16 protein-coding genes are annotated in these 16,716 nt (G+C 39.8%); 14 read left to right on the top strand and 2 right to left on the bottom strand.

All coding sequences use genetic code 11. The features are described 5' to 3' along the window. Nucleotides 1-10: 10 nt before the first annotated feature. Nucleotides 11-139: a hypothetical protein gene (locus FKG96_RS27130; RefSeq protein ID WP_256377669.1), complete on the bottom strand. Its 129-nt coding sequence runs from the start codon at nt 137-139 to the stop codon at nt 11-13. A gap of 430 nt (nt 140-569) precedes the next feature. On the opposite strand from FKG96_RS27130, the gene FKG96_RS24860 reads away from it, so the two are divergent. From FKG96_RS24860 to FKG96_RS24900, 9 genes are all read left to right on the top strand, one after another. After that, nucleotides 570-1,679, top strand: a complete 1,110-nt coding sequence (locus FKG96_RS24860) for a hypothetical protein (protein WP_130858265.1) — start codon at nt 570-572, stop codon at nt 1,677-1,679. Nucleotides 1,680-1,954: 275 nt separating this feature from the next. Then, nucleotides 1,955-2,323 (top strand): hypothetical protein, encoded by a 369-nt coding sequence (locus tag FKG96_RS24865; RefSeq protein ID WP_130858266.1) that lies wholly within the window; start codon nt 1,955-1,957, stop codon nt 2,321-2,323. Between the two features lie 227 nt (nt 2,324-2,550). After that, complete coding sequence (locus FKG96_RS24870; RefSeq protein ID WP_130858267.1) at nt 2,551-3,114, top strand: AraC family transcriptional regulator; 564 nt, start codon at nt 2,551-2,553, stop codon at nt 3,112-3,114. A gap of 90 nt (nt 3,115-3,204) precedes the next feature. After that, a complete protein-coding gene (locus FKG96_RS24875; RefSeq protein WP_130858268.1) occupies nt 3,205-5,622 on the top strand; it encodes a heavy metal translocating P-type ATPase in 2,418 nt (805 codons plus the stop codon). A 32-nt stretch (nt 5,623-5,654) separates the two neighbouring features. Further along, the gene (locus FKG96_RS24880) at nt 5,655-6,044 is read left to right on the top strand and encodes a hypothetical protein (protein ID WP_130858269.1); all 390 of its coding nucleotides are present in this window, start codon (nt 5,655-5,657) and stop codon (nt 6,042-6,044) included. 330 nt (nt 6,045-6,374) lie between these two features. Then, nucleotides 6,375-6,881 (top strand): plastocyanin/azurin family copper-binding protein, encoded by a 507-nt coding sequence (locus tag FKG96_RS24885; protein ID WP_130858270.1) that lies wholly within the window; start codon nt 6,375-6,377, stop codon nt 6,879-6,881. 103 nt (nt 6,882-6,984) lie between these two features. Then, nucleotides 6,985-7,230: a heavy-metal-associated domain-containing protein gene (locus FKG96_RS24890; protein WP_130858271.1), complete on the top strand. Its 246-nt coding sequence runs from the start codon at nt 6,985-6,987 to the stop codon at nt 7,228-7,230. 106 nt (nt 7,231-7,336) lie between these two features. Continuing rightward, on the top strand, nt 7,337-7,753 hold the full coding sequence (locus FKG96_RS24895) for a hypothetical protein (RefSeq protein WP_130858272.1): 417 nt from the start codon (nt 7,337-7,339) through the stop codon (nt 7,751-7,753). A gap of 100 nt (nt 7,754-7,853) precedes the next feature. Next, on the top strand, nt 7,854-8,924 hold the full coding sequence (locus FKG96_RS24900; RefSeq protein ID WP_130858273.1) for an iron-sulfur cluster-binding domain-containing protein: 1,071 nt from the start codon (nt 7,854-7,856) through the stop codon (nt 8,922-8,924). A 10-nt stretch (nt 8,925-8,934) separates the two neighbouring features. Here FKG96_RS24900 and FKG96_RS24905 read toward each other — a convergent pair whose 3' ends face one another. Next, the gene (locus FKG96_RS24905) at nt 8,935-9,201 is read right to left on the bottom strand and encodes a hypothetical protein (protein WP_149106262.1); all 267 of its coding nucleotides are present in this window, start codon (nt 9,199-9,201) and stop codon (nt 8,935-8,937) included. 206 nt (nt 9,202-9,407) lie between these two features. Between FKG96_RS24905 and FKG96_RS24910 the strand changes: the two genes are divergently transcribed. The 5 genes from FKG96_RS24910 to FKG96_RS24930 all read left to right on the top strand — a co-directional run bounded on the left by FKG96_RS24910 (nt 9,408) and on the right by FKG96_RS24930 (nt 16,684). Further along, the gene (locus FKG96_RS24910; RefSeq protein WP_130858275.1) at nt 9,408-10,013 is read left to right on the top strand and encodes an AraC family transcriptional regulator; all 606 of its coding nucleotides are present in this window, start codon (nt 9,408-9,410) and stop codon (nt 10,011-10,013) included. Between the two features lie 374 nt (nt 10,014-10,387). Beyond that, complete coding sequence (locus tag FKG96_RS24915) at nt 10,388-10,954, top strand: DUF2652 domain-containing protein (RefSeq protein WP_130858276.1); 567 nt, start codon at nt 10,388-10,390, stop codon at nt 10,952-10,954. Between the two features lie 176 nt (nt 10,955-11,130). Next, the gene (locus FKG96_RS24920; protein ID WP_130858277.1) at nt 11,131-12,213 is read left to right on the top strand and encodes an efflux RND transporter periplasmic adaptor subunit; all 1,083 of its coding nucleotides are present in this window, start codon (nt 11,131-11,133) and stop codon (nt 12,211-12,213) included. Beyond that, the gene (locus tag FKG96_RS24925) at nt 12,210-15,311 is read left to right on the top strand and encodes an efflux RND transporter permease subunit (protein WP_130858278.1); all 3,102 of its coding nucleotides are present in this window, start codon (nt 12,210-12,212) and stop codon (nt 15,309-15,311) included. The genes FKG96_RS24920 and FKG96_RS24925 overlap by 4 nt, the downstream gene beginning before the upstream one ends. A gap of 23 nt (nt 15,312-15,334) precedes the next feature. Then, complete coding sequence (locus FKG96_RS24930; RefSeq protein ID WP_130858279.1) at nt 15,335-16,684, top strand: TolC family protein; 1,350 nt, start codon at nt 15,335-15,337, stop codon at nt 16,682-16,684. The last annotated feature ends 32 nt before the right edge of the window (nt 16,685-16,716 follow it).

The following is a 16,716-nucleotide window of genomic DNA, read 5'->3' on the forward strand; positions in this document are numbered from 1 at the left end:
AACACTACTTCTATAGTCCCTCATAAGGGATACATTTATCTTCAGTTTCTGCTACCAGCATAACAGCCTCCAATGCGAGCAATGTAATGGGCCGGCTGAAGAGTTTTCCTATCCGGGATTTTCCACTTTTACGTTTCATCTTTTTTTGTATGTATAATTAAACCATTGCCTACTCTGATCAAGGGTTTTCGGTTACGCCCTACCAATGGCCACGGGTTTTCTGGATATCCGATAGCGAATTTCGAGCGTTAGGGAGGTCTGTCCAACTAACTTGGTTTAAATAGCGGGATTCTATATGTGAATGTCGCTTTTCTGTATGCGAAAGTTTTATAGCGACATTACAGCGGAGGTAAAGATTTTCGATGTAGTGAAAAGATGGGGTAACAAAATGTCAGGAGTATTTCTGATCTTAAACTATTAACTGAAAGTCTAGTTAAAATGAAATTATGTGCACATTTCTGTATCTATTATGAGTATACCGAAATTCTTTTTGCATTCCTAAAGTTTTATTTAAATTTAACGCTGAGACAAACTTATCCTATAAATATAATATACCGGTTATAACATTAATGAAGAATACGCTTATTGGCAATTGGCTAAAATATTATAGAAACAGCTTGGCAGATGGTGAGCTTTCCGATATATCTCCAGATGTCTGTGAAAAAAAAGGTCATTTCGTTGGTTCAAAATCTGATCTGTCAAATGAAAATCTAAAATCTATCAACATACTCATCTCTCCATTTTATATATCAACTAAAGTAGCGCACGGAAAGAACAAAGGTGAAATAAAAAAGAATTTCCCTTTCTGGATAGAGGTTAAGTTAACTCATGAAGGAACGATTATTGTAGACGAATCCCTGCGCAAGCCCTGGATATGCCGAAGCTTTTTAGAACCTATTTCAATAGCGTCAGGTATCTGGCCCATTCTCAGCACGATGGACAGTTATGATAGTGCCCTGGAGAACCATCGGTTTGATTATAAATCTTTTGACAACTATTGGGAAAGTGCCGCTAAGTTCTTTGAAAAGATAACAGGTTATAGGAACTATAAAGTAGTATTCGATGAATTTAACGCGAAGCATGAAGTGTGCATCATCAAATCGGATAAACTAATTTCTGCACAAAATATCCTGAACACCTATGCCGACCTTCAGAAAAGCGGAGCCTTTCCTTTACTACTATCCAGCATATTAGATTTTACACCCAAATCAATACGAAAGATTCCAGCTGACAATTTGCTTTTTGCAGAACCTGGCCACTACGAACAGTTCAGCAATCAATTCCCGCTAAATAATTCCCAACGAAAGTCACTGCTGGTATACGAACAGCAAACAAATGGCAACATACTGGCAGTAAATGATCCACCAGGAACAGGTAAGACTACACTATTGCAAAGTATCCTCGCGAATGAACTCGTAAAATCTGTTCTTAATGGTGCAAGACCTCCCAGACTGGTAGAAGCTCCTGCAGCAGGTGATATTTATTTTGGACATTACGAAGCGTACAAAGGAAAAGGTACCCCCATAGGTGCAAAAATTGGTTATGGCTGGTTTAAAGTAGTCAAAGTTGAAGGAGAAGACTATTATCTTGCAAGGAATACGGAAATGAATAAAGGCCATAAGCCAAAAGAACAACTCAATAGTACAGATTTTGAAACAGAAAGTATGCCCCGCCGCTAAAACTATCGAAACAAACGGGATATAACATACGTTTCAAATCATCCGACGGATTGACAGAGGTCTATATAACCGACAAAAAGTAATATGACGATCAAGAAAATAATGGGTATCGTTGCGTTGATAATCATTGGAGGTGTTGGTTTTTTCTCCTTATCCTGTACGGCACAATAAAAACCAAGTCCACCAGCCTTAATAAATACAAGCCGTTCAAAGAATGAGTGGGGAAAACCGTTGTACTGAATAGGGAAACAATACTGTTTAAAGAAAAAATCCGTATGAATGATAACACTGATTATCCCTTTATCCTGTTAGATAGTTTGCATCCGCAATGGCAATATGTGGAAGAGCGAAAGAATATGGCAGTGCCCGACTTGGAAGAAATTGTCACATTTCCGGCTGGAACGAAATTACGTATAGAAAAAGCTGTGCAATATACCAATGGCGTTTCCGGATCATCGTACCCAACGGTATTTGGTTCAATTAGCACAAACGGAAAGTCTTACAAAATGGGCTATCAATGGGGAAAGATAGACATTGGAAAAAGCTTCGACAAAATTGAAAAATGCTGGCACTTTCATCAGGCACCTTGGCAACAAAAAACCGATACCGCTTTTTATGCATTGCCAATAGCGAATTTTTGGTGATGAACAATGAAAATATAACCAATGAAGTGCCTTCATAAATAGTATGCATAAACAGGGGGTTAATTGTCCATATACCCCTACAATAGAGCAGATGTTAGCTGTTTTCTTCATGTACTTTCCTATACAGGTGCTTAATCGCATCACTTAACCGTTCTTAATAAATACTTATTTTATTCTACATTTGTCATATATGTTTATGCAAAATATTCATATTGATTTAGCGAAATATGCGTACATTATTTATAAAAAATATGGTCTGCAATCGTTGCATTCTCGTAGTTCAACATGAACTCGAAAAGCTTGGCATAGCGGTTAATAGCGTAAAGCTGGGTGAAATTACGCTAAAAAAAGATTTGACCACCAAGGAGCGTGCGGCAATGGAAAATGCTTTGATCCCCTTGGGCTTTCAGCTCATAGACGACAAGAAGAGCAGGATAATTGAAAAGATAAAAAACGTTATCATTGATTTGGTGCACCATCAGGACAATGATGCGAAAACCAATCTTTCGGACATATTGAGTAATGTATTGCACCACGATTACAATTATCTTTCCAATCTGTTTTCCGAAATTGAGGGTACAACCATTGAGAAGTATTTTATTGCTCAAAAAGTTGAAAGGGTAAAAGAACTGTTGGTGTACGATGAACTATCGTTGAGCGAAATCGCTTTCCGTCTAAACTATTCGAGCGTTGCCTATTTGAGCAATCAATTCAAAAAAGTAACCGGACTTACAACGAGTCATTTCAAGCAAATACGAGAGGATAAAAGAAAACCCTTGGACAAGGTTTAAAGTAAATTTTACAAAACAAACCCATAATTCTGCAATAGGCATCCAAATAATTGTCGCCAAATTTGTATTGTAAATAAAAGCAATCAGAAAATGGCGGCAAATAACAATAGAGAAACCGTTTATCTCCCTTTGGAGGACGTAGAAAGCGAACACTGCGCATTAATCGTTGACAAAGGATTGGCGCAGGTAAAAGGCATTGAAACCCATAAGGTAGAGCTTAATAACCATAGAGCTGCTATTACAGTGGACAATGATGAGGTGGTAGCAGCAGCCGTGCAGGCGATTAAAGATCTTGGCTATGGGGTTCCCACCATTAAAAATTCCTTCCCTGTATTGGGGATGACCTGTGCTTCTTGTGCAGGAAGTGTTGAAAGCATTGTAAAATACGAGCCGGGCGTTGTGAATGCTTCTGTTAACTTTGCTACGGGCAACCTTACCGTAGAATATCTACCCAACATGACTGATGCTTCTAAAATTCAGCGGGCCGTTCAGGGTGTTGGCTATGACCTATTGATAGAAGATGAAACCAAACAGCAGGAAACCCTGGAAGCGATTCACACCGAAAGATTCAGGAAACTTAAAAGCAAAACCATTTGGGCAATCATCTTATCGCTTCCGGTGGTCATTATTGGTATGCTCTTCATGGATATACCTTATGCCAATGAGACCATGTGGCTTTTCTCCACTCCAGTAGTTCTTTGGCTAGGCAAAGACTTTTTTATCAACGCATGGAAACAGACTAAACATCGTTCTGCCAATATGGATACCTTGGTTGCATTAAGTACAGGTATTGCGTATATATTCAGCGTATTCAATATGCTGTTTATGGACTTCTGGCATCGGAGAGGTTTACACGCACACGTGTATTTTGAAGCCGCAGCGGTTATCATTGCCTTTATTCTATTAGGTAAATTATTGGAGGAAAAAGCTAAGGGGAATACCTCATCAGCCATTAAAAAATTAATGGGATTACAACCAAAAACAGTTATTATAATAGAAACAGACGGCACAGAAAGACAAAAAGCCATTGAAGAGGTGAACGTAGGGGATGTTATTTTGGTAAAACCGGGCGAAAAAATCGCAGTAGATGGTATGGTAACTTCAGGCACTTCATATGTGGATGAAAGTATGCTAAGTGGCGAACCGGTGCCCGTACTAAAAAAAGAAAAAGAAAAGGTATTTGCAGGAACGATTAATCAAAAAGGCAGTTTTCGCTTCCAAGCCGTTAAAGTGGGTAAAGAAACCATGCTTGCTCAAATCATCAAAATGGTGCAGGATGCACAGGGGAGTAAAGCGCCTGTACAGAAATTGGTTGATAAAATTGCAGGCATTTTCGTGCCTGTAGTGATCAGCATTGCTATCCTTACATTTGTCCTATGGTTGATTTTGGGAGGCAACAATGGAATTGTGCAAGGTTTATTGGCCGCTGTTACCGTATTAGTAATTGCTTGTCCTTGTGCTTTGGGCCTGGCCACTCCCACCGCTATTATGGTTGGGGTAGGTAAAGGTGCTGAAAAGGGTATCTTGATTAAAGACGCAGAAAGTCTGGAACTGGCAAAAAAGGTAAATGCCGTTGTTTTAGATAAAACTGGAACGATTACCGAGGGGAGACCACAGCTTACCGATATTCAATGGCTAAATAATGATGATGCGACCAAAGATATTTTATTGAGCATTGAAAAGCAATCCGAGCACCCCTTGGCAGAAGCTGTGGTAAAGCATCTGGACGAAGTTTCTACTATTTCACTGTCGAATTTTGACAGTATTACAGGTAAAGGTGCAAAAGCTGATCATAATAATGAAACATACTATGTAGGCAACAAAAAATTGTTAGCCGAAAACAAGATCACTATTGCTGAACAATTGCAAAAACAAGCTGATGAATGGGGTAAACTATCTAAAACTGTTATTTGGTTTGCCAGCAGCAAACAAGCGCTATCGGTAATCGCAATTTCCGATAAAATCAAAGAAACGTCAGTAGCAGCAATCAAGGAAATGCAGGATATGGGTATCGACCTATATATGCTTACTGGAGATAACGAGGCAACGGCTAAAGCCATTGCTGAGCAAGCAGGTATTCATCATTACAAAGCGGAAGTATTACCGCAACATAAAGCAGACTTTGTGAAAAAACTGCAAGAGCAAGGCAAAGTAGTAGCAATGGTTGGGGATGGTATCAATGATAGCACGGCTTTGGCCACCGCCGATGTAAGTATCGCAATGGGTAAAGGATCGGATATCGCAATGGACGTGGCAAAAATGACCATTATTTCATCTGATCTTACCAAGATACCGCAGTCGATAAGATTATCAAAACAGACTGTTGCAACCATTAAACAAAACTTGTTTTGGGCATTCATCTACAATCTTATTGGTATCCCGATTGCTGCGGGTATTCTTTACCCAATTAACGGCTTCTTATTAAACCCGATGATTGCCGGTGCAGCCATGGCATTGAGCAGCGTCAGTGTGGTAAGCAACAGTTTACGTTTGAAATGGAAAAAGTGACATCATTAACTTCCTAAATTAGTTCAACAAAAATGAAAATAAACAAATTATTAATAGGGGCTTTTGCCTTGTTGGTCATGATTATTTCGTCCTGCGGCAGCGATGCTAAAAAGGCAAAAAACGATCACGTACATGCTGCGGATGATGGACACGACCACGCTACAGAACTGCTGGAAAAATCCCCGGGAAAAATCGGCAACAACAGAAATGAAAAGGGCGAGTTGGTAGATGCAGCTGGGCATTTGATTACCGGTTGTCCCTCGCATAAAGAAATGATCGGTTCAGAAGGAGATATGTGTCCGAAGTGTGGTTATATGACGATGATCCCTATTACTTGGGATATTAGCGGAGTAGACACTGTGCGTGTTACAACGTTGACTGACTACAGTCCTCCGGCGGATAAATTAAAAAATAATAACTAGGCTAGACTTGATTGCGTTTGTTAAACGGTGGTTCATTCAAAACGAACCGCCGTTTTTTTAGAGCCGTAAAAATTACAAATTTTACAGGTTATATCACACTTCCAACACATTAGCCGTTAGGTAGATTTGGATATTGCTAAACTGTCAAAGAGGAAATTTCTCATGAATAAAAACGATATAAAAAATGCTAGCCTTGTCCGAAAATCTATTACGGACATAAGGTCTATTTTGTTGACCAGGGAAATACAACAGCTAAAAATTTCAGGTATTGTTTCGGTAGCAAAACTCCCTAAATTGTGGTATCAGATAACAGATAAATCTTAAGTAAAAATGAAAAAGTTCATGTTAGTATTGTCCGTAATCACTTTAAATGCCTGTAACAATACGGCTAAAAACGAAAAAGCAATAGAAAATCATTATCCCGAAACGGAGAGAGCAACTATTCGGGCTGAAAACAGAAATGAAGAAGTCATTACCATTAATGGTGACGATGATATGAAATTCGACAAAACCGAACTCAAGGCCAAAGAGGGTCAAACCGTAAAGCTTATGCTGAAACATGTTGGTAAAGCACCTGTTGGAGCCATGGGGCATAATGTTGTCATACTTGCACAAGGCACAGACTTCAATGCTTTTGCCAATGCAGCGATAGATGCCAAGGACAATGACTATATTCCAAAGAGAATGGAAAATGCAGTAATCGCTAAAACCAATATAATTGGCGGCGGGCAAATTACTGAAATTACCTTTATCGCTCCAGCAAAAGGCTCATATGATTTCCTGTGTTCATTTCCAGGTCACTGTATCTATATGAAAGGGAAGTTCATTGTAGCGTAACTCAGCATCTCGAAATCAGTAAAAATCATAAATCTTACATGGAATAACATAATAATAGCCACCGTTTGATACGGAAATTTGTAACATAAAAAACAAGTTCAAAATGAAAAATGTAGAATTAAGCATACCAGATATGCAAAGTGCACATTGCCAATCAAGAGTAAACAATGCTATCAATGCTATTGCTGGTGTCAAAATCGAAAGATTGGAAGCAGGAAAACTTGCAGTTTCAGTTGAAAGTGACGAAATAAAAGAAGAGATGGTAGCGGTTATTGAAAAAGCAGGTTACAAAGTAGAGGGTAACGACAACGGAAAAACTTCGACTTGTTCAACGGGATGCTGTGACTAGTTTTTTTGGCAAATCTCGGGGAGATATTTTAGTACATCTCCGGGATTTTACCAAACCGCCTCTAAAGTATAAAACTGTAAAAATCTTGGTCTATAAGTAAAAAGGTATGTTATTTAATCAAAATTCAGGCGATTGTTCGGATATCATGACAAAGGTTTGCAATATAGCAGACCAGCATATTCAGAACCTATTGTATACAGGAACATCTGCACCATTCAACGTACAGCTTACAAAGGAACTAAAAACGGATTATAAACAATTGAACAAGATGTTCCTCATCAACTGCAATATGAGCCTCGAAATTATTTTCGTAATGCGGATCGTTGAAAAGGTAAAAGAAATGCTTGTATACACCGAGCAGTCTATATCGCAAATTGCAAAAGCATTAAGCTATAGAAAACCAACAAAACTATCTGAGCAATTGATGACCTATACAGGATTAACATCTGCCCATTTCAAACAGATAAGAAGAAACAAGCTGGAAATCATCAGAAAACGGCAGGAAAGCCAAAACGAATTATAATTATCAGACCAGCAACCTTCTATATAAAGGGCTCTATTAACCTCTCTTTGCGTAAAAGCGGAGGTTTTCTTTTTATAGGTAGCGTAAGAACAACTTGGGAATGAAGAAATACACCTGGCGAACACATAAAATTATAAAGGAAACTAAAGACGCGATTACTATATGCTTTGATCCAGGGCATCAGAAATTTGCCTATTTGCCTGGTCAATATCTTAACATCAGAATTAGCTTAAACGGAGAACTGTTGATACGCTCGTATTCGTTTTGCTCTAAGCCATCTGATGAATTTCCTGCTATTACCATTAAAAGGGTTATTGGCGGAAAGATGAGCAATTTTATTTTAGACAATGCAGCAGATATCGAAACCTGGGAAATAGAGGCTCCCTTTGGAAATTTTGTATTGGATAAGTCAATTGTAGAACAATCCGAAATTGTTCTGTTGGCAGGTGGAAGTGGTATTTCTCCTTTGTTCTCCATGTTAAAAAGCATTGAAAATACAAACCAAATTCCTCTGTTAGTCTATAGTAACAAATTGCCACAAGAAACCATTTTTTGGAATGAATTGGAGACAATGCATACAAACGAGAAACTGAACATTTGCTATTCCTTCACCGACCCTGAATTTATCTCAACAAAAATCAACCACATTGCAGGCAGGTTTTCCTTGCTTGTTCTCAGGTCAGTCATCAAAAGGCTAGTTTCGGCAGTTAATGATGCCCATTATTACATCTGCGGACCTACTGGGCTAATGGATTTATATAAGGATGCACTCACTGGCTTGAAAATCCCCGAGGAAAATATCCATATGGAATATTTTGATCCAATACAGATAGATGCAAACGATATGGAAACGGACTGTACTACCAAAGATGTTATTGTAAACTATTATGAGGACAACTATGTGAACGATGAAATGCAGACTTTTGAATGTACATCACTCATTGAAGTTCAGCCAAGGCAGTCTTTATTAGGGGCGATGAAAGCACACCATATCAAAGTTCCTAGCTCCTGTAGGAAGGGAACCTGTGGGGCTTGCTGGGCGGTAAAAACAGGCGGTGAAATTCGGATGCTTCATAGTGGTGCATTGACCGAGCAAGATATTGCGGAGGGAATAATTTTACTATGCCAAAGCTATCCACTGAATGCGGATGTATGCATTACCGTACAGTAAACATATCCATTCAAAAATCCTCTTTCAGCAAATCTTTGAGTTTTCGATATTGCACGTACAGATCGGTATACATTGTTTTTAACTTGCCGTTTTCTTCGTTTAAATTTACTAATTCTACGAGAATATCCATTCCTAAATTCTTGTATTTTTGTCTCAGTTCAAAAATATTTGTGCCGTAAACGCCGTATTTCTCGTAAAGCTCCAGACCGCTTTTCCCAGCGTTGTAGTCTTTCAGCACTTTTATAACCTGATGTTCATTACTTTTTTTGTTCTTCATTTTTTTAGGATGTTACCTGCTACAAAATTCTATAAGAACAGCAGGAGTAGCTATATACTTTTTCCCCTTTATTTTATAATATTTAATGTTGAAATATTGCTTTTCATAAAATTTCACAAATCAAAGCTGGAATATCATAATAATTTACTGGGTTCGAATGCTGAATTTTGATCTATGAATAAAGAGATTAAAACGGTCTAGATGTTATGACACTATTGATAAAAGGAATGGTGTGCGATAGATGTATATATGTTCTTGAACAGGAAATGACAGCTTTGGGTTTTGAGGTTTTAAATATAAAACTGGGAGAGATGGTTTTAAAAGATACAGAAGTGGTTTTACAGAAGTTGGAAGCCATCAAAACGATGTTGAAAAGTAATGGTTTTGAACTGATATACAACAAGAACCAAAAGACGATAAATATGATAAAGGAATTAGTGGAAAAAGGTATCAGGATGCAACTGGATAGCGGAACGCCTACTAAGTTCACAACCTTAATTAGTAATAAGCTGCACAAGAACTACAATACATTAAGTGCCTTATTTTCTTCGGCTGAGGGAGTGACGCTTGAAAAATATATCATTCACAGAAAAATTGAAATGGTAAAAGAGTTATTGGTTTATACCGAAATGTCTTTGACCGAAATTGCTCATCGGTTGGGTTATAGCAGTCAGGCATATCTATCCAACCAGTTGAAAAGATACACGGGCTTTACATCGCGCTATTTTAAACCGATGAAGCAGGAAAAAAAGGATATCATCAACATGCGGAGGGATGAAGCACTTAGCTCTGATGGTTCGCGGCCCATATAAGTCATTCAAAAAAGTAAATTTCATAACATTTAACCGTCATTTCGTATAGCTGCTCCTACGTTACAATCCGACCTTTGCCTTTGCTATTTGAATAGTCAGTTTGAGGGAATAAAGAAGTGTCATAAAATAAACATAAGATGAGAACAAGTAAAATAGGTTTGGTATCCCGCTTCCTAATTGGAGCAGGAATAATACAGCGTCTTGAGCAGCAAATGAAAAATCAACGGGCCGGATATGTCTGATACAAAATGAATTAAATATAAATTCGCAAAATTCGTAGGGTGATGCGCTAGGTTAAAGCATGTTAAGATTGAACCCAATATGGAGACCCTTAAATACTATTCTAACTTTTCATCATACTAAAATCCTAAGTCATGGAAGAACAGATTACCCAATATAAAACAGGAATGGTGATGATACCGGACATATCAGGGTTTACTGATTTTGTCATTAATACCAATATGTTCGTCGGTAGATATATAACTGAAAAACTTCTGAAATCGATTTTGGATAGCAATCGTCTAGCACTAAAGGTTTCTGAAATCGAGGGTGATGCTATACTGTTTTACAAATACAATAACATCCCCACATTTGATGATGCCATTACCCAGGTTGAAATAATGTACAATAACTTTAAAAAGGAAGTAGCTCGTTTAGCCCTGCAGTTTGCAATAAAAATTCCGCTATCATTAAAGATTATCCTACACTACGGTTCTTTTTCAAAATACAGTATTGGCAAATTTGAAAAGCTCTATGGAGTCCCAGTCATTGAAGCACATAACATGCTCAAAAATAGTGTTGCAGGATTTCCTCCTTATGCTCTTTTTTCTGAAGCTTTTTTAAAAATAAATTTCGAAATACCTTTCCATTCAATAAATAAATACCATGCCTGTGATAGCTGCAAGTATCTGCCAGACATTGGCTACATACATTATCTTTAGAACGCAAAAAAACCAGTAAATATTACAAATCAAACAAGGAGTTGCGTATTCATACCCCTTAGTGAATGATCAACTTTGTAGTGTTAATTCAGCATATGAATACTGTAAAAATTTCAATTATCACGCTATAAAATAATAAAGTTTAATCATTTGTTGCACAATTAAATAATAAGACCATGTTATACAAATATACGAAACTCAGGTTTGGGGTTTTGATTCTCCTGTTGGGTAATATATTGATTGCCTGTGAGAGCAAGCCTGAAAACGCATTAGAAGAAACGGCGACTGCTCATGACGATGCAGCCAAATTACCCGTAGATATTATGATCGCAAAAGAAAAAGAGCTTAATCACGATGAAATCGTGGTAGGAACAATGATGCCCTATCGCGAAGTATCCATTGTCAGCGAATTACCCTTAAAAATCACCCAAGTGGCTTTTAAAGATGGTGGCTACGTGAAACAGGGAACTATACTTTACACATTGAATGATGCCGATATCAGATCCCGTTTAAAGGAAATCGAGGCTGCACTGGAACTGGCACAACTGAATAAACAGCGGTTGTACAATCTTCTGAAAACCGAAACCGTAAAACAGCAGGAGTACGACGAGGCACTTATGCACTTCCGCTCCTTAGAGGCACGACAGGAATTGCTTCGCGTAGAACTTGACAAGACGGTGATCAAAGCCCCTTTTTCAGGAAAAATTGGTATTTCAAAAGTGCATACCGGAGCATATGTAAGGCCTGGTACAGATTTGGTTACCTTGCAAGACCAAAACAGTGTCAAAATCAATTTTTCCATTCCCGAAAGATACTTGCCATTAATAAGTACTGGAACGAAAGTACGGTTTACTACTGAGCTTTCTGAGCAACAACTTGAGGCTACCGTAGTGGCGACCGAACCCGGACTTGATGCTTCTGGCAGAAGCCTACAGGTTCAAGCCATGGCTAATAATTCCGATGGAAAATTCCGAGCGGGTCTGTCTGCAAAGATATATTTTGGTATCAGTGGCCAAGGTGCTAAAGGCGTAAGCGTACCAACCGAAGCCCTCATGCCCGGTGAGGGTGGGTACAATGCTTTTATTCTAGCCAATGGAAAAGCGAAACCTGTGGCAGTTACCATAGGTAACCGAACCGAATCAGAAGCTGTTATCACATCTGGTTTAAGCACTGGCGACAGTATCATTATCTCCAATATGCTACGCATTAGCGAGGGTATGCCAGTAAAAGCCATTATATCAAAAAATAATACGTTATGAGTATATCGTCACTAAGTATAAAAAAACCAGTATTGGCAGGAGTATTCTCTCTTTTGCTGGTTATATTGGGTATCATAGGATGGAAACAATTGGGAGTGCGAGAATTTCCATTGACAGAACCGCCGGTTATTTCTGTTATCACGTTTTACCCCGGAGCAAGCCCTGATGTAATTGCCTCCAAACTTACAAGACCAATGGAAGAATCCATTGCTGAAGCAAGCGGTATCCGTACAATTTCTTCCGAATCACGGGAACAGGTAAGCGTTATTTCAATAGAATTTAATCGCGACACCGATATTGAAGACGCCTTGAATGACGTTAGAGATAAGGTGGCCAAATCCCGTAAGCAACTTCCAGCTGATGTGGACCCACCGATTGTTCAGAAGGCATCTTCGGCGGATAATCTGGTTGCCTTTCTTGAAGTTGAAAGTGATACCAAGGACATCAAAGAAGTAAGTCATATTGCATCAACCGTCATCAAAGACAGAATGCAGTCTATTCCTGGCATTAACAACGTAGCTATCGTAGGCGAGCATAAATATGCCATGCGGCTCCGATTTGACCCCGTAAAACTAGCGACTTATAAACTTACGCCTGAAGATATCAGACAAGCTCTACTCAGGGAAAATATTGACCTTCCGGCCGGCCGGATAGACGGCGAGAATAGTGAGCTAAGCATACGGACACTTGGTCGGCTTACAACCGCAGAAGAGTTTAATGAAATGCTGATAAAGCAAACCGGCAATACGGTAATTAAATTGAAAGATGTTGGAACTGCGGAGCTTGGTGAAATGAATGAGCGTACAGCCATCATCAATGAAACCGGAAACTTGAACCGTATCGGCGTAGGGGTGGCCATCCAGATTCAACGGGATGCCAATGCCATTGAGGTAGTGGATGAGTTTTACAGACGCCTAGAACAACTGCGAAAGGATATCCCAACGGACTATCGTCTGATCGTCGGTTTTGACTTTACACGCTCCGTTCGCGAATCCATTAAGGAAGTAGAAGAAACATTATTTATTGCATTCGGATTAGTCGTGCTGATTATCTTCCTTTTCCTCCGTGACTGGCGTTCCACTATTATTCCTGTGCTGGCGATTCCTGTTTCGATCTTGTCTGCATTTTTTATTATGTATATAGCTGGATTCTCCATCAACGTCCTCACTCTTTTAGGATTAGTGCTGGCAATTGGGCTGGTGGTGGATGATGCTATTGTAGTGCTGGAGAATATCTATAAAAAAATAGAAGAAGGCATGACACCTATTCAGGCAGCATTTAAAGGGTCTAAGGAAATTTACTTTGCGGTTATTTCTACGACTATTACCTTAGCTGCCGTATTCTTGCCTATCGTATTCATGGGCGGTATCAGCGGTCAGCTTTTCCTGGAATTTGCTATCGTTGTGTCTGGTTCTGTATTGGTTTCAGCCTTTGTAGCGCTAACGCTTACACCTATGCTGAGTGCTTATTTCCTAAAAAAGAAAGAGGGACCGGGATGGTTCTACCGGGTCACAGAGCCATTCTTTGTTCGATTGAATAACGGATATGCCCATCTACTTAAGAATTTTATGCGGGTCAGATGGTTGGCCTGGGTCTTTCTGATAGCCACTACGGGGCTCATCTATTTCGTAGGGAAGCAATTACCATCAGAACTGGCTCCTGTAGAAGACCGTTCGAATATGAACTTAATTGCCATTGCTCCCGAAGGCGTTTCCTTCGATTACATGAAAAGAAACATGATGGAGGTAGGTAAATACGTAAACGATTCTACTGATGGATTGTACCAGACCTACTCGATGGTGGCCATTTCGTTCATTCCGGCCCCAGCACCTGTCAATATTGCCGTACAAAGTATCTACCTGAAAGATCCTAAAGAAAGAAAAGCTTCCATACAGGACCTGTATAATCAATATGGAGCAGCATCGGGCAATTTCAGGGGATTTCTTTTATTTCCTTACTTGCCGCCTACAATCGGTACACGATATGGTGGTGGTATGCCCGTACAGTTTGTATTACAGGCACAAAATCTGGACAGTCTGACTTCCGTACTTCCAAAATTTTTGGGAGCGGTACGTCAGAGTAAAAAACTTATGTTTGCAGATGCTGACCTAAAGATCAATAAGCCCGAGGTGAAAATCAGCATAGACCGTGAAAAGGCCGCCCTAATGGGTGTTTCCATAGAGGAGGTAGCCCGTACGCTACAGCTTTCTCTCTCCGGGCAGCGATATGGATATTTCCTCCGTAACGATCGTCAATATGAAGTGATCGGACAATTGTCTCGTTCGCATAGGAATAACATCAAAGACCTTAATGCTGTCTATGTCCATTCCACAACAGGCCAGATCATCCCCTTAAGCAACCTCATCACAACAGAGGAAGCGGTAAGTCCTGCAGCCATTTACCGGTACGATCAATACACATCTGCCACCATATCAGCTGCACCCGCACCCGGCGTTAGCCTTGCCGAAGCCATACAGGAAATTGAAGAAATAAAAGCCGATGTGCTGGGAGAAAACTTTAAGACTTCATTGGCTGGACAATCACGCGACTACACCGAAAGCCAAGGCAATATCACTTTTACCCTTATATTGGCGCTGGTGCTTATTTATATGATACTTGCGGCACAATTTGAAAGCCTGCGCGACCCGCTTACCATTATGCTTACCGTGCCAATGGCAGTAACAGGCGCAGTCCTCAGTTTGCACTGGTTTGGCCAGAGCCTAAACGTATTCAGCCAGATCGGAATTATTACCTTGGTAGGCCTGATCACAAAGAATGGAATTTTGATTGTAGAATTCGCTAATCATCTAAAAGATACCGGATTATCTAAGCTTGATGCGGCTATAACAGCTGCCGAACAACGTTTCCGTCCCATCTTGATGACATCGCTTGCGATGATATTTGGGGCATTGCCGATCGCCCTTACTGTCAACAGTCGCCAGTCTTTAGGAATTGTGATAGCGGGAGGTTTGGTCTTTTCGGGCATCCTCACACTATTTATTATTCCTGCAGTTTACTCCTATTTATCCAGCAGTAAGCGCAGAAAGGCTGTTGTGGAAGAAAACATAGAGGAAATAAGCGAATCGGCAGTGTCCTAGTTATAAATTTCGATTAAGTCACAATGAAAAAAACAGCATATATAATTATTACAACTTTTCTGTTATTAGGTGGTCACAGCCCCTTACAGGCACAGAAAAAACTGTTATCCCTTGCAGATGCTTTGGGAATGGCAAGTGAGGGAAATAAGGCGCTGCAGGTGCAGGTCTTGGAGGAAATTCACGCTGCGGCACTGACACGGGAGAAGAGAGGCACCTTGCTGCCAAGTATATCGGCAAACGTAGCCTACTCCCATTTCTTTGACAGACAGACAATATTCCTGCCCGGCTCGTTTGCTGGCACGAGCAAGCCGGTACAAGAGATAGCTGTAGGTGGCAGAAATGCCTACAATGGATTTATATCCCTTTACCAACCCATTTTTGCCCCCAGCATAAAGCGACAAACAAAAGCAGCTTTGATCAACGAAAAGATGCAGCACGGAAAAACAGCAGACTTCAACAGCAGGATTGCGCTTCGGGTATCTACTAACTATCTCGGTATATTGATGATGATGGGACAGTTAGATTTGCTGGAGCAAAGCCTGCAACGAAATATCAAAGCACTGAAGGATGCCCAGTCACTGTTTTTACAGGGGCGCGCATTAAAATCTGATACCTTACGGAGTTTTATCGCTGTTGAAAATTTAAAATCTTCGGTTTCGTATCTAAAAAACAGTATTAACGTGTCTACCATTGAGCTAAAAAGGCTTATTGGTTTGGAGGAAACAAACGATATACAATTGAGCGATAAACTCGATGTTGATCTACAGAGAAGTCAGTACGAGTTTTACACAGTAGATGAAGCATTGAAAACCGCAGAAGCAAACCGCAAGGATTTGGGCGTCCAAAAATTGGCTATTGATTTTCAACAAAAAAAAATGAAAGTGGCACAGGCAGAACTAATGCCTACACTATCGTTGATAGGGCAATATCAAGTGCAGGCGCAATCCGATGACATGCGATTTGGAGATTATGCCTGGCCGAGAACGTCGTTTTTAGGTGTGCAGCTTTCTGTCCCCATTTTTAATGGTAACCGAACTAGGTCTCAGATCAGTCAGGCAAATATCAGATTACAACAGGAACAGATACGTCTGAACGATTTCAAGGACGAAATCAAAACGCAATTGGCCACTATCATCAGCAAATGGAAAGAAGCAAAATCGCAATTGGAGATACAGAAAACAACGGTAAACTCGGCAGAGCTGAACTACCAAATGAACGAAAATCGCTTTGAAAATGGCTTGAGTTCAAGACTTGAACTGACAGATGCAGAACTGGCATTGACACAGGCAAGGATAAACCACCTGCGGGCAACCTATAATCTGCGGGTACTCCATACAGAACTGCAACATACGTTGGGGCTTTTGAGCCTTTGATAAAAGATAAATTTTAGAAGAACAATTTAAAG

This window comes from Olivibacter sp. LS-1, assembly GCF_008245145.1.
Lineage (GTDB): Bacteria > Bacteroidota > Bacteroidia > Sphingobacteriales > Sphingobacteriaceae > Olivibacter > Olivibacter oleidegradans.